The sequence below is a fragment of the Cupriavidus sp. BIC8F genome, assembly GCF_032465815.1.
Taxonomy (GTDB): domain Bacteria; phylum Pseudomonadota; class Gammaproteobacteria; order Burkholderiales; family Burkholderiaceae; genus Cupriavidus; species Cupriavidus necator.
On record NZ_CP136097.1, the window covers coordinates 43,712 to 57,201 of the forward strand.

Genomic DNA, 13,490 nt, shown 5'->3' on the forward strand with positions numbered 1-13,490 from the left:
ACCCATGGACCTCAAGCAAATCCAGTACTTCATCGCATTGTTCGAGGACGGCTCGGTCACCCGCGCGGCCAAGCGACTCAACATCGTGCAGCCGGCGCTCAGCATGCAGATCGCCCGGCTGGAAGAGGAATTCGGGCAGAAGTTGTTCGAGCGCATTCCGCACGGCTTGGTGCCTACCGCCGCCGGGCGCATGATGTACCGGCTCTTCCTGCCCATCGTGCGCGACCTCACCAACGCGCGGCAGCAGATGTTGCAGCGCGGGAAGAACAGATGGCCGGCCGCATCACGATCGGCATGGTGGCCTCGGAGACGGAGAGCGTGCTGGTGGGGTCGCTGGCGCGCTTCAACGCGCGCTATCCGAACGTTGAGGTCTCTGTGGCGGACGGCTTCAGCGGAATCTCGTGTCCGCCGGCCAGCTCGATGCCGCGGTGGTGCACCGGCAGCGGGGCCGGCTGGCGTTGCAGATGCAGTCGTTGCACGACGAGGAGATGGTCCTCGTGACCAGCGCTGCGCACGGCCCCGAACTGCCGGAGGCCGTGGAATTGGCGAAGCTGCCGGGGGTGGAACTCGTGTTGCCGACCAAGCGGCACGGTTTGCGCGTGGTGCTGGACACGGCCACCCAGATCGAAGACGTTACCCTCGCGCCGAAGTTCGAGATCGACATTCTCGGCACCATCGTCCAGTTTGTGGAAGCTACGCGCTTCGCCACGGTCCTGCCGCGCATCGTCGTGCAGCGTGCCGTGGAGGATGGCCGGTTGCGAACACATGCCATCGTTGCTCCACGCATCGTGCGGCACCTAGTTTGCGTCAGCCATCCACAGCGGCCCTTGAGTACGGCCACGGAAGCGCTGATCGCTATCGTGGCCGAGGAAATCCGGCGGGTTTCGGGGATTGGCCGATTGTGAAGGCAAGGGGAGGGGCACGACTTGCCTCGGTCGGCTGCATGGGCCTTACCTGTCTAAAAAGCGAACAGCCTACGACGCCGAGACCTGGCAACTTGTTCGGAGCGCAGATCGAGACCATTGCAGTGGCAGCGTGGATGCGTGCGTACCCATCGATCGAGATCGTCGCCAGGGACCGGGCCGGGGCCTAATCCGACGCGGTGAACATCGCGCTGTCGGCAGCCCAGCAAGTCTTGGATCGCTGGCATTTGCTGAGCAACCTGCATGACAACGTCGAGAGGCTGCTGTACCGACTCTGGCCGCAACTGCGCCATGCCGCGCAGCAAGTCGAGGTCGCTGGCGTGACCCTGGGCCGGCAGCGAGTGCTGAGCCGCGATTCACTGCAGTCGTGGCAGCGCCAGAGCGATCAGCGACGCGCTGCGCGGCTGGCGCTGTACGAGCGGGTGATGGCGCTACGCGCCCAGGGCGGCTCGATGAAAGGAATCGGGCTCGGGCTCTCAATTGACCAACGCGAACCGTGCGCAACTTCGTCACCGCGGGAGCCTTTCCGGAGCGCGCACCGAGGGCGCGGGGTCCGACGCCTTTGGATCCCTATCTTAGCTATATCGAGGAACGAATCGCCCACGGCTGTCGCTTTCCTGAACTGATCTGGCAAGAACTCATACGGCGAGGCTACATGGGCAGTTGCGCCGCCATGCGGAATTGCGTGATTCGCCTTCTCTTTCCGCAGGGTAAGGAGCCGCTTGTCCACGCATCCGTGCGCACGATGACGGGCGTCTGCTCGGCAAGTATGAGCAGTATCTCAACCCTTGCCTACACTGTTTGATAAGTTGGTGTTCGGAGCAGTGCGGTGAACTCCAGTAGATCGGTAGTGTCACTGGCATGCTTCCTGCTGCCTTGCGGCATCGGCAGGCTGGCTATCGTCCGAAGGAGCATGCGATGAAGAACCCATGGCTCAAGAAGAACCCGATGCTGAGCATGTGGCTCAGCGGCGCCAACGGCGTGATCGGCGCTGCTCGCGAACGCGCGATGGCCGAAGCAGACGTCAGACGGCCACGGCCGCCGCCGTAACCAAGGCGGCGACGGACGTGTGGATTGCTGCGCTGACGTCGCCCTGGCCCGCGCGCAAGCGCACAACCAAACTCCGCGGCAAGTAGCCCAAAGTGCATGGTCTCCGCCAGCAAATTGTGCGAGCGAAGGTGCGTATGAGCGATGATATCCGGCCACGTCGGCGTTTGGACAATGCGGACCGAGAGGCAGAGTCTGCGCCTGCCGAGGTGGACAATTTCGTCCGCGTGCGCGGCGCGCGCGAGCACAACCTCAAGAATGTCGATGTCGATGTCCCGCGCAACGCGTTGGTGGTGTTCACCGGCGTGTCCGGTTCGGGCAAGTCGTCGCTCGCATTCGGCACGCTCTACGCGGAGGCGCAGCGGCGCTATTTCGAATCCGTCGCGCCGTATGCAAGGCGGCTGATTGATCAGGTGGGCGTGCCCGAGGTCGACAGCATCGAGGGCCTGCCACCCGCGGTGGCGCTGCAGCAGCAGCGAGGCACGCCGAACGCCCGGTCGACGGTGGGCAGCGTCACCACACTGTCTAGCCTGGTGCGCATGCTGTACTCCCGCGCCGGCACCTCTCCCGCGCGGCAGCCGATGCTGTACGCCGAGGATTTCTCGCCCAACACCATGGAGGGCGCCTGTCCGGAATGCCATGGGCTCGGGCGAATCTACGATGTCACCGAGCAGTCGATGGTGCCGGACGATACTCTGACCATTCGCGAACGCGCCGTGGCCGCGTGGCCGCCGGCCTGGCATGGGCAGAACCTTCGCGACATCCTCGTCACGCTCGGCTACGACGTCGATACGCCTTGGCGCGACCTGCCAAAAAAGGATCGCGACTGGATACTCTTCACCGAGGAACAGCCCACCGTGCCGGTCTACGCCGGCTTCACGCCGCGCTCTAGCGCAAGGCGGAGCCGAGCTATCAGGGTACTTTTACCGGTGCGCGGCGCTATGTTCTACAGACCTTTGCCACCACGCAGAGCGCGCTGATGAAGAAGCGCGTAGCGCAATACATGATCGGGCGCGATTGCCCGGCATGCAACGGCAAGCGGCTGAAGAAGACGGTGCTGTCGGTGACGTTCGCCGGGCTCGACATCGGCGAATTCACGCACCTGCCGTTGGCCCGCGTGGCCGAGATCATGCGTCCAATCGCGCAAGGCGAATCGCCCGGCCCGGCCGGTGCCGCCGGCGCCGTGCTGAGCCGCAAGGCAGCGCGTGCAGACACGGCGCGGCGCGTGGCGGTCGGCGGCTCGCTGTTTGTGGTGGAGCACGATACGCAGACCATGCGCCAGGCGGACTGGATCGTTGATGTGGGGCCCGCCGCCGGCGAACATGGCGGGCGCGTGCTCTACAGCGGGCCGCCGGACGGCCTCGCCGAGATCGCGGCCTCGCGCACCGCGGCCTACCTGTTCGACGCGCCGGAGCGGCAGCAGCGTGCGCCGCGTGAACCTTCCGGATGGCTCAGGCTGACCCATGTCTCGCGCAACAACCTGCACCGCGTGGATGCGGAAATCCCGCTTGGTTGCTTCACGGCGGTAACGGGGGTTTCGGGTTCGGGCAAGTCGAGCCTGGTCAGTCAGGCACTCCTGTGTGGGCGGGCGACTCAGGAGACTAGGCAAACGGAAAGGGGCGGCGGTCAACGAGCGCAGACCGAATCGATGCGCCATCGGAGTGTTCGTTTAGAATCCGGGGCATTTACAGTAACCTGCGTAGTTCCGACCTCACCATGAGCAAGAGGCTTACCAGCATCGACATTGCCAACTTGGCAGGGGTTTCGCAAACCACCGTCTCCCGTGTGCTTCAGGATTTGCCATCAGTGAAGCCGGAAACCAAGGCGCGGGTCTTAAAGGTCATACAAGACCACGAGTATTCGCCCAGTGCGGCAGCTCGGCAGATGAAGACGCGTCGCAGCGGCACGGTTGCAGTCGTTATCGCGAGCCTGTCCAACCCGTTGTATCCGCTCCTGCTCCAACTTCTGGTCGAGCGACTCGCGAGTCGGGGCTTCCGCACAACGGTCTGGGAGCTTGAAGGAAAGATGGACGAGGCAACGGTGCGCGCGCTTGCCGAAAGCGCAACCGATGGCGTCATCTTTGCCGCTGCGCTGGATGAGTCCAGGGAGATGCTGACACGGGTCGCGGCCGAGAAGCCGATCATCCTGATCAATCGCTCTGTGGGTACCGACTTGTTCGACACGATCGTGAGCGACAACTATGCGGGCGGGCGGCGGGTCGCCGAATATTTCTTGTCTGCGGGCAGAAAGTGCATTGGATTGATCTCCGCCGCCTCCAGCAAGAGTTCCAAGGCAAGCACGATCCGCGAACGCGAGCGAGGCTTTATGGAGGGCCTTGGCGAGTTGAGCCAGGGGAACGCATTTGTGCGGGCTGACGCTGCCGACTTTGGCTACGAGTTCGGCTTTCGGGCGATGCAGACACTGCTCGCAGAACGCCCTGATGTCGATGCAGTGTTTTGCACAAATGACATCGTTGCGATCGGTGTCCTGGATGCCGCCCGTCGCAGTGGCAAGCAAGTCCCGACCGACGTTTGGATCGTCGGCTATGACGATATACCCATGGCGCGGTGGGAGTGCATCAGCTTGAGCACTGTCCAACAGCCCTTGCCGGCTATGGTTGAGCAGGTAGTAGACCGGCTCCAGCGTCGTATGACTTCGCCGGAGCTGGCTCCGCATACATTTGTGCTTCCTAATGACCTCGTATTGCGACGCACAACATCTTGAGCTTTGCAGTTTCTGGATTCTGCATATAATGACTACGTAACCAAATTAGTGAGTAAGCGTGATACGGGTCGGTAGGGGCCCGGCATCGCGCATTTTTTCGGAGACGGAATGACTACGTATTCATTCGGTGCGGTGTCCGAGCCAGCTCGGTCTACATCCGTGTTTCGCACTGCAGATGTCTGCGTCGTTGGAGGTGGCGCGGCCGGGGTGGCCGCCGCCATTGCCGCGGCGCGGACGGGCGCCAAGGTACTGCTGCTGGAGCGCGAGGGCTTTCTTGGCGGCACCCTGACTTCGGTGAGTCTGGGCAGCATCTGCGGGCTGTACGCGGTTACCGATACTGAGGTGCAGCAGATTGTGGGTGGGTTCTGCAACGAGGTCATCGACCGACTGCGGTCCCTTGATGGTCTCGGAGAGACGACTCGATGGCTGGAGACGGCATCGTTGCCCTACGATCTCTTCGCCATGAAGGTCGCCCTCGATCAACTCGTCCAGGAAGCCAAGGTCGAGGTCTTGTTTCACGCGATGGTGGTCGGTGTCGCCATGGAGGGACGCGAACTGGACGCTGTGCTGATAGAGACCAAGGAGGGGCGTCTCGCCATACGCGCAAAATCATTCGTCGACTGTTCTGGCGATGCCGACCTGGTGAGCTTTGCTGGCGCGCCTTGCGAAATTTCGGAAGGCGACCTTCAGTTTCCCACCACCATGGTGCGGTTCGGCGGCGTAGACACGGACTCGCTGGCCCGCCTGAGCCGTCCGGCTCTTCGTGAAAGGCTTGAGCAGGCTGTCGCCGACGGCTACGACCTTCCTCGCACCGCCGGTGGCGTATTTGCCGAACGGCCAGGGCTTGCGCATCTGAACATCACGAAAGTGGCGGTGGACGGCAAATCGCCCAACCCGTTCGACCTCAGCGTCATGTCACGGGCTGAGATTGCGGGGCGGGAACAAGTCTGTACATACCTGAAGGCCTTCCGAAAGTACGTGCCGGGATTCGAATCGGCCTTTGTCATGGACACGGGCGCGGTAATCGGCATCCGTGAAAGTCGGCGTACCGTCGGCAGCTACGTCCTGACTGACAGGGATGTTCTCGAAGGAGCGCGCTTCGACGATGCCATCGCGTGCTGTGCGTGGCCAATGGAAGACCACGCTGCGGGCAGGGCGACCAAATGGATCTGGTTGCCGCCTGGCACGTACTTCCAGATTCCCCTGCGTTCGCTTCTGCTGGAAGGCTTCGACAACCTGATGGTGGCTGGCCGGTGTGCATCTGCCACACATGGCGCACAGGCCTCGATCAGGGTAACCGCGCAATGCTTCGCTATGGGCGAAGCGGCCGGGCATACCGCTGCGACGGCAGCGGCGCGCGGCATTAGCGTTCACCGTGTTCCGGCTTCCGATATCCAGCGGGTGCTGGAAAACAATGGTGCCTTTCTTGGAGCCTTGCAATGAATTCCCCGAAGTACCGTAGCAATTTCGCCCCGGGCACGACTCGTTGGGCACTGCGCAAGGCCCAATGGCAAGCCCTGGGACTGAGCGACGCCGATTTGGACAAGCCGAAGATTGCGGTGGTCAACACCTCGTCGGAGCTGTCGAGCTGCTTCAGTCACCTTGATGGCGTATCCGCCCACGTGAAGGCGGCGATCCGCGCAGCAGGGGGCGTACCTTTCGAGGTCCGCACCGCCGCCCCGAGTGACTTTATTACCAGCGCAGGCAAGCAGGGCCGCTACATCCTGCCGTCCCGCGATTTGATCGTGAACGACATCGAGGTGCAGGTGGAGGGTGCACAACTCGATGGCATGGTCTGCCTGGCGTCCTGCGACAAGACGACGCCGGGGCAAATGATGGCCGCGGCACGGCTGAACATTCCGACACTGGTGGTGATCTGCGGCTATCAGGCCAGTGGTCAGTACAAGGGCGAGCATGTCGACATCGAAGATGTCTTCGAGAAGGTCGGCATGCACGTGACCGGGCAACTCTCCTTCGAGGACCTGGACGGCATGTGCAAGCGCGCCGTGCGCAGCCCAGGTGTGTGCGCCGGTCTTGGGACCGCAAACTCCATGCACATCGTCTGCGAGGCATTGGGCCTGACGCTTCCAGGCGCCAGTCCGGTGCTGGCCAACTCTCCTGCGATGGTCGACCAAGCCCGCGCCGCCGGCGCACGCATTGTCGAGATGGTCAATGAAGGTCTGACGCCCCGGAGCATTCTGACGCCGGCGGCTTTCCGAAACGCCGTGCGCGTTGCATTGGCCCTGTCGACGTCGATCAACGTGCTTCGTCACCTGCAAGGTGTTGCGGAAGAGGCCGGAACGGATGTGGATCTCTACGATCTGTTCGACCGGCTTGGCCGCGAGGTGCCGTTGCTTGCGACCGTCAAGCCCAATGGTCCGCACCGTACGGAGGAGCTCGAAGCGGCAGGTGGCACGCTGGCGACGATCAAACGTCTGACGTCCATGATCGAGCAGGAGTGCGTGACGGCCTCCGGTAAGACGTGGAAGGCAATTCTCGACGAGTACGAGGCGCCGTCGCCGTCCATCCTGCGCACGTTGGACAATCCCGTCTCCACCAAGCCATCGTTGGTCATCCTGAAGGGATCGCTCGCGCCGGAAGGCAGCATTCTGAAGCTCGGCAATGCCGGCGAGAAGGCGGAGAGCTTCCGTGGCAAAGCGATGGTGTTTCACTCTCAGGAAGAAGCCATCGCTGCGTTGGCGGATGGACGTATCGCCGAGGGGACCGTAGCGTGCCTGCGTGGTATGGGGCCGATTGGCGGTCCAGGCATGGCCTTGGCGTCGTCGTTCGTGGCCGCCGTCGAAGGCGCGGGCTTCAATGGTAAGGTGGCCGTAGTGACGGATGGTCAGCTATCTGGTTTGAACCGCGGCGTAGCCGTCGGTCAGGTGTGCCCCGAAGCGGCTGCGGGCGGCCCCTTGGCGCTCGTCAAGGATGGCGACGAGATCGAGATCGACATTCCTGGTCGGCAGATCAACTTGCTTGTCGATGAGAAGGAGATGGCTGCGCGTCGAGTCGACGCAGCACCGATCCAGGGCGCCACGGAGCAAGGCTGGCTGAACATCTATAGCAAGACGGTGAAACCGCTCGCGAGAGGCGCGGTACTGATTCCCATCCATCCTCGATAAACTAGAACTGGAGGAGACACTCATGAATGCACTGATCAAAACTGCGTGGCGTGCGGCCATCGCTGCGTCGGCCTTGGCCTCAGGCATCGCCATGGCAGCCTACCCAGATAAGCCCGTGCGCATTGTCGTGCCGTACCCGCCGGGTGGTGCGTCTGATACGACGGCGCGTGTGCTGACCGAAAAGCTGAAGGAAGTCACCGGTGGCACCTTTGTGGTCGAGAACCGGCCCGGCGCAAACGGAAATATCGCGGCGGAGATGGTGGCCAAGTCGCCGGCAGATGGATATACGCTTCTGATGGCGAACGTCGGCCCGAATGCCATCAGCCAGTCGATTTACCCGCACCTCGGCTACGACGTCAACAAGAGCTTCGCCCCAATCGGCCAAACCACCACGGTGCCGATCGTCCTCGTGGCCGGACCGAAGGTCAAGGCGACGGATATCAAGGGTCTGGTGGCAGAAGTCAAGGCCAATCCGGGGAAGTACACATTTGCCTCGGCCGGCAATGGCTCCTCCAACCACCTGGTTGGCGAGATGTTCAACTCTGGGCTGAAGCTGGACATGATGCACGTGCCCTATAAGGGCGATGGCCCTGCTATGACCGATGTGATGGCCGGCCAGGTATCCATGATGTTCACTACGGCCGTCGCTGCGCGGCCGTTCGTGACTGGAGGCAAGCTCAAGCTCATGGCGGTGGCAAGCAAGAAGCGAGTGCCGGCGTTCCCCAATGCACCAACAATCGATGAATCGGTGCTGAAGGGATTCGACGCCTCCTCCTGGGGCGGTCTCGTTGCACCCGCCGGAACGTCGCCAGAAATCATCAAGCAACTGAGCACCGCCCTGATGAAGGTGCTTGCTATGCCGGAAGTGAAAAGCAAGCTGGCGACGCTTGGTGCCGAAGTGGTGGCAACTAAGCCTGATGAGTTTGCTGGCTATATCAAGAGCGAGGCCGACAAGTGGGGTGCTGTCGCAAAGTCGGCAAACGTTGTTGCTGAATAAGGCACCTCGGTTTGTAATTGGCCATTGAGACATCGTCCGGTCTCAATGGCCGCTGTCTTTGGATCGCCGCGCTGTACCGGACTTCAGCAAACAGTGTGGAAAGTGGAAGTGCAAAGCAAAGGGCCCTGCGATGAAAATCTGCGGGGCCTTTTTCTATGGCTCAGGATCGATGGGCGGTCCATGGATTTTTCTTCGGGCATGCCTGCGCAGAAGGGGATTGGGTCCGACAGCTTGGACGGCATTGCAACGGTTCGCTGCCAACGTCCGCTGACAGGGCGAGGACAAACGAAAATCCCGCCGGACGAACGGCGGGATATTGAGGAATGCTTGGGGATTTGAGCGTGCCCGCTACCGTGCGGATACTTTCCCGACGCCGCGGTTACTCGAGTCGGACGTTCGCATCGCGGACCACGCTCCCCCATTTTTGGATCTCGGCTTCCACGAGTGTGGCGAATTTGGTCGGGGAGCTACCCACGACCTCCACACCTTGTTCGCGGAATCGCTTCACGATTTCCGGATCGGCCAATGCCTTCGCGATTTCCTGGTTGAGCTTCTGGACGACCTCCTTCGGTGTGCCTGCAGGTGCCTGAATGCCGAACCAGACGTTTACCTCGTAGCCCGGCACCCCCGATTCAGCGATAGGCGGCACGTTTGGCAACAGGGTGGATCGCTGCTGACCGGTGACGGCTACGGGCTTGAACTTGCCGGCACGGATCTGGTTCATCACATTGGGCAAGTTGTCGAACAGCACATCGATTTCACCGCTGAGCATGGCGACAACAGCCGGGCCACTGCCCTTATACGGGACGTGCGTCAGCTTTGTACCGGTCATCTTCTCGAAGAGTTCCATCGACAGATGGTTAGAGGAGCCGGATCCGGTGGAGCCGTAGTTCAGCTTGCCGGGATTCTTCTTGGCAAAATCGACGATGTCCTTGATGGTAGCAAGTCCGAGGTCGTTTCGTGCCACCAGCACGTTCTGGGTGCTGGCAGCCCAGATGACCGGCGAAAAATCCTTCGTCGCGTTATAGGGAAGCTTCGTGCCGTACAACGCCGGAAGTGCGGCGAACGGGAGGGGCGTAATCAGCAACGTGTAGCCATCGGGGGCGGCCTTCGCAACCACCGAATTGCCGATCAATGTGTTGCCACCTGGTCGATTGTCAACGACCACCGGCTGCTTCCAGAGCTTGGTCAGCTTCTCGCTCACGGTGCGCGCGAGGGTGTCGTTGAAGCCGCCGGGGGTATATGGCACGACGATGCGAATGGGCTTGTCCGGGTATGCATCGGCCGCAGCGCCAATGGCGCTACCAAACGCGGTCACGCCGGCGGCGCCCGCCAGGGATGACAGAATCCATTTGCACGCGGTTCTTCTGCTAGGCATGTTTGTCTCCTTCACCATCTTTTATATGTGGTGGATCGGTGTCTGCAGAGCTTAGTTGCTCAGAACTTGACGACGTAACCGGGACCGTCAATTGACGGGTACTGCTTGAAGATTTCCTCGTCGACTTCGACGCCCAGGCCCGGTGCTTCCGGCGGGAGGACGCAACCATCACTGCCGATTTCGAAGGTCTTGCCGAACATGTCCCGGAAGGGATTGAAATGCGAAACACAGGCTTCGAAGTAGCCGGCGTTCTCGGTTGCCGCGAGGAAATGCAGCGTCGCGGCATGATTCAGGCCCGTAGCGGAGCTGTGGGCGTTGATTGGGATGCGGAATGCCGAGGCCATAGCGGCGATCCGCATGCCTTCCGTAATGCCGCCCGTCTTGGACAGGTCGGGTTGCCAGACCTGGACTGCACCGGCTTCCAGCAGTTGCGCAAACTCGAATCGCATGAAGTGATTCTCGCCAGCCGCGATCGGAACGACAGGGGAGATCTTGGCGGCCTCGCGATACGAAGCGAAATCGTTGCAGGCGAACGGCTCTTCGAGCCAGCCCGCTTGAATTTCCGCCAGCACAGGCATAACTCGGCGCACGTCGGCGATCGTGTAGGCCGTGTTCGCATCGGTCAGGATGTCGATGTCGTCGCCGACTATGCGGCGCACATGGCGTACCCGCTCGATATCGGCCTTGACCGAGTCACCGATCCGCAATTTGACGGCCTTGTAGCCCTGTTCGATATAGGACTGAGCCTCTTCGGCCAGCGATGCTGCAGGCTGATATCCGAGCGCGATGCCGCCCGCATAGGCCGGAATGCGCCGACGCGAGCCGCCCAGCAGCTTGTAGAGCGGCATGTTTGCCGCCTTGCCGCGGATATCCCAGAGTGCCATGTCGATGCCCGAATGCGCCAGAGCGGCGCCGGCGCCAAGACCGTGACTGGAGAACTGCATGCGGTGCACGCGCTGCCAGGTGCCAATGACGTCCGTGGCGTCCATGCCAACCAGCAGCGGCTGCAGAGTGTTGTGAATGAGGCTCGTGATGGCGCCAGGACTGCGTCCGGGATGCGACTCGCCATAGCCGACGATGCCTTCGGACGTTTCAACGCGGATGATGATCGCGTCACGCTTGAGCGTACTACCCACACCCATGGTGACCGTTTTTCCTTCGGGCAGACGATAGGACAGGGGGATTGCGGTAATGCGGGTGATCTTCATTTGGTTGTCTCCTGATTGACGGCGTTGAATTCGGGGTTGACGATGTTGCGTGGTCGTTCGCCTCGCAGCAGGGCGAGCATCGTGTCGGCAGCGGCCAGGCCCATGGCCATGGAGGCGTCCTGGGTCAGGCCGGCGATATGCGGTGTCAAAAGGACGTTCTGCAGAGCTCGAAGCGGGCTGTCGTCCGGAAGCGGATGTTGTTCAAATACATCGAGTACGGCCCCACCTATGGTGCCGCTGCTCAAAGCGTCGATCAGATCCGCCTGCTGGATGATTGGCCCGCGCGCCACATTGACGAGCACGGTAGTCGGACGCGCATGCGCCAAGAGCGCCTTATTCACCATGTCTCTTGTTGCTTTGGTAAGCGGGCACGCGAGTACGATGTAATCGCTGCGGGCGAACAATTCGGCGAGTTCTGCCGGGGCGACGTGTGGCGGGAGCTTGGATGGTGTCGACGTATTTGCAAGCAGCTTCATTCCGAAACCCGCCCCTGCGATCTCCGCGACCCGGCGGCCGATGGCACCGAAGCCAATGATTCCCAGCGTGGAGCCGCGTAATTCCCTGGATTGCTCTCCCGCGATCATGCGGCGGTTCCAGTCGCCGTCACGCACGGCCTTGTCGAAGGTTGCCAGCCGTCTAGTCATTGCGAGCATGGCAGCTATCGCATATTCGGCGACGGCGTTCGAGTTCGTGTCCGGCGTATTGGCCACTGGGATGCCGTGAGCCGTTGCGCGATCTACCGGGATGAAGTCCACGCCAACACCATGACGAACGACGGCACGAAGACGATGCTCGCGCTCGAACAGATCGCCAGGGAGCTGTCGCCGTACGATCAGACCGTCGACCTTCGCAATACGGTCTCGAAGGGCTTGATCACTTGCCGCGCCGGTCAGTCCCGGGGACAGTAACTCGACGTCAGCGTTAGCCGCCAGTCGAGCATGCGCCTCCGGAACGATGGGATCAGTCAGTAGTACAAGTGCGCGACTCGCTGCCCTGGACGCTTGCGTCATGCGAGCACCGCCCTTGCGATCTCGGCACCCATTTGCTGGGTGCTGGCCCTTCCACCCAGATCAGGCGTATGGACGCGATCGGGATGCATAAGGACAGTTTCGATGGCCTGCATGATCGCGGCCGCTGCCTCAGGCTGTCCGAGATGTTCCAGCATCATGGCCCCCGACCAGATCTGACCGATGGGATTCGCGATGCCTTGTCCGGCGATGTCCGGGGCAGAGCCATGCACCGGTTCAAACATCGACGGATACTTCCGCTCCGGGTTGATGTTTGCGCTCGGCGCTACTGCGATCGTCCCGGTGATACCTGGCCCGAGATCGGAGAGGATGTCGCCGAACAGGTTCGATCCAACCACGACGTCGAAGCGCTCCGGTGACATCGCGAACCGCGCTGCCAGGATATCGATGTGGTACTGGTCGGTGCGGATGTCGGGATACTCGGCACCCACTGCGGCAAAACGCTCGTCCCAGAAGGGCATGGAATGGAAGATGCCATTGGACTTTGTTGCCGACGTCACGTGATTCCTCCCGAGCTTCTTGGCGAGATCAAACGCATAGCGCATGATTCGATCGGTTCCGCGACGGGTGAAGATGGCCTCCTGCGTGACGAATTCATGCTCCGTGCCGGCGAACATGCGTCCGCCAACTTGCGAGTATTCGCCTTCAGTGTTTTCGCGCACGATCCAGAAGTCGATGTCGCCGGGCTTCTTGTTCGCGAGCGGGCACGGAACACCTGGCAGAAGCCGGACCGGTCGCAGGTTCACGTACTGGTCGAATTCGCGGCGGATCGGGATGAGGAGGTTCCACAGGGAGACGTGGTCCGGCACGCCGGGGAAGCCGACCGCGCCGAGAAAGATGGCATCAGAGTCGCGTAGTCGCTCGATGCCGTCGGACGGCATCATGCTTCCTTGGGAATGGTAGCGGGCGCAGCTCCAGTCATAGGTCGTGAAGGCGAGCTTGAAGCCGAACTTGGCGCTGGCGGCTTCCAGGACCCGGATGCCTTCAGGTACCACTTCGTTGCCAATGCCGTCGCCTGGAATGACGGCAATCTTGTATTGCTGGTTTGTAATCATGGTGA

Annotated in this window: 9 protein-coding genes and 2 pseudogenes; 7 read left to right on the top strand and 4 right to left on the bottom strand. The window is 61.7% G+C overall.

Annotated elements, in window-relative coordinates:
• Window positions 1–4 precede the first annotated feature (4 nt).
• From RS901_RS36690 to RS901_RS36720, 7 genes and pseudogenes are all read left to right on the top strand, one after another.
• A pseudogene (locus RS901_RS36690) lies at window positions 5–905 on the top strand (LysR family transcriptional regulator).
• Between the two features lie 936 nt (window positions 906–1,841).
• The gene (locus tag RS901_RS36695) at window positions 1,842–1,973 is read left to right on the top strand and encodes a hypothetical protein (protein WP_316157752.1); all 132 of its coding nucleotides are present in this window, start codon (window positions 1,842–1,844) and stop codon (window positions 1,971–1,973) included.
• A 134-nt stretch (window positions 1,974–2,107) separates the two neighbouring features.
• Window positions 2,108–3,549 (top strand): annotated as a pseudogene (locus RS901_RS36700) (excinuclease ABC subunit A); the annotation flags it as partial.
• Window positions 3,550–3,686: 137 nt separating this feature from the next.
• Window positions 3,687–4,694, top strand: a complete 1,008-nt coding sequence (locus tag RS901_RS36705) for a LacI family DNA-binding transcriptional regulator (RefSeq protein WP_316157753.1) — start codon at window positions 3,687–3,689, stop codon at window positions 4,692–4,694.
• A 108-nt stretch (window positions 4,695–4,802) separates the two neighbouring features.
• Entirely contained in the window at window positions 4,803–6,137 is a 1,335-nt protein-coding gene (locus RS901_RS36710) for an FAD-dependent oxidoreductase (RefSeq protein ID WP_316157754.1), read from the top strand.
• Complete coding sequence (locus RS901_RS36715; protein ID WP_316157755.1) at window positions 6,134–7,819, top strand: dihydroxy-acid dehydratase; 1,686 nt, start codon at window positions 6,134–6,136, stop codon at window positions 7,817–7,819. Before RS901_RS36710 ends, RS901_RS36715 begins: the two co-directional genes overlap by 4 nt.
• 22 nt (window positions 7,820–7,841) lie before the next feature.
• Window positions 7,842–8,816, top strand: coding sequence for a tripartite tricarboxylate transporter substrate binding protein (locus tag RS901_RS36720; RefSeq protein ID WP_316157756.1), 975 nt, complete (start codon window positions 7,842–7,844; stop codon window positions 8,814–8,816).
• Between the two features lie 379 nt (window positions 8,817–9,195).
• Here the strand turns inward: RS901_RS36720 and RS901_RS36725 are convergent, their stop codons facing one another.
• The 4 genes from RS901_RS36725 to RS901_RS36740 are packed head-to-tail and all read right to left on the bottom strand — an operon-like array spanning window position 9,196 to window position 13,485.
• The gene (locus RS901_RS36725) at window positions 9,196–10,194 is read right to left on the bottom strand and encodes a tripartite tricarboxylate transporter substrate binding protein (RefSeq protein ID WP_316157757.1); all 999 of its coding nucleotides are present in this window, start codon (window positions 10,192–10,194) and stop codon (window positions 9,196–9,198) included.
• 59 nt (window positions 10,195–10,253) lie between these two features.
• Window positions 10,254–11,402 carry a mandelate racemase/muconate lactonizing enzyme family protein gene (locus RS901_RS36730; protein WP_316157758.1) on the bottom strand — a complete coding sequence of 383 codons (1,149 nt, stop codon included), beginning with the start codon at window positions 11,400–11,402 and terminating at the stop codon, window positions 10,254–10,256.
• A complete protein-coding gene (locus RS901_RS36735; protein ID WP_316157759.1) occupies window positions 11,399–12,412 on the bottom strand; it encodes a hydroxyacid dehydrogenase in 1,014 nt (337 codons plus the stop codon). The genes RS901_RS36730 and RS901_RS36735 overlap by 4 nt, the downstream gene beginning before the upstream one ends.
• Window positions 12,409–13,485 carry a tartrate dehydrogenase gene (locus tag RS901_RS36740; RefSeq protein WP_316157760.1) on the bottom strand — a complete coding sequence of 359 codons (1,077 nt, stop codon included), beginning with the start codon at window positions 13,483–13,485 and terminating at the stop codon, window positions 12,409–12,411. The genes RS901_RS36735 and RS901_RS36740 overlap by 4 nt, the downstream gene beginning before the upstream one ends.
• Window positions 13,486–13,490: the final 5 nt, after the last annotated feature.

Coding starts and splice junctions, on each gene's coding strand:
- RS901_RS36735 (WP_316157759.1), bottom strand. CDS start 12,412: ATGACGCAAGCGTCCAGGGCAGCGAGTCGCGCACTTGTACTACTGACT.
- RS901_RS36740 (WP_316157760.1), bottom strand. CDS start 13,485: ATGATTACAAACCAGCAATACAAGATTGCCGTCATTCCAGGCGACGGC.
- RS901_RS36720 (WP_316157756.1), top strand. CDS start 7,842: ATGAATGCACTGATCAAAACTGCGTGGCGTGCGGCCATCGCTGCGTCG.
- RS901_RS36730 (WP_316157758.1), bottom strand. CDS start 11,402: ATGAAGATCACCCGCATTACCGCAATCCCCCTGTCCTATCGTCTGCCC.
- RS901_RS36710 (WP_316157754.1), top strand. CDS start 4,803: ATGACTACGTATTCATTCGGTGCGGTGTCCGAGCCAGCTCGGTCTACA.
- RS901_RS36715 (WP_316157755.1), top strand. CDS start 6,134: ATGAATTCCCCGAAGTACCGTAGCAATTTCGCCCCGGGCACGACTCGT.
- RS901_RS36705 (WP_316157753.1), top strand. CDS start 3,687: ATGAGCAAGAGGCTTACCAGCATCGACATTGCCAACTTGGCAGGGGTT.
- RS901_RS36695 (WP_316157752.1), top strand. CDS start 1,842: ATGAAGAACCCATGGCTCAAGAAGAACCCGATGCTGAGCATGTGGCTC.
- RS901_RS36725 (WP_316157757.1), bottom strand. CDS start 10,194: ATGCCTAGCAGAAGAACCGCGTGCAAATGGATTCTGTCATCCCTGGCG.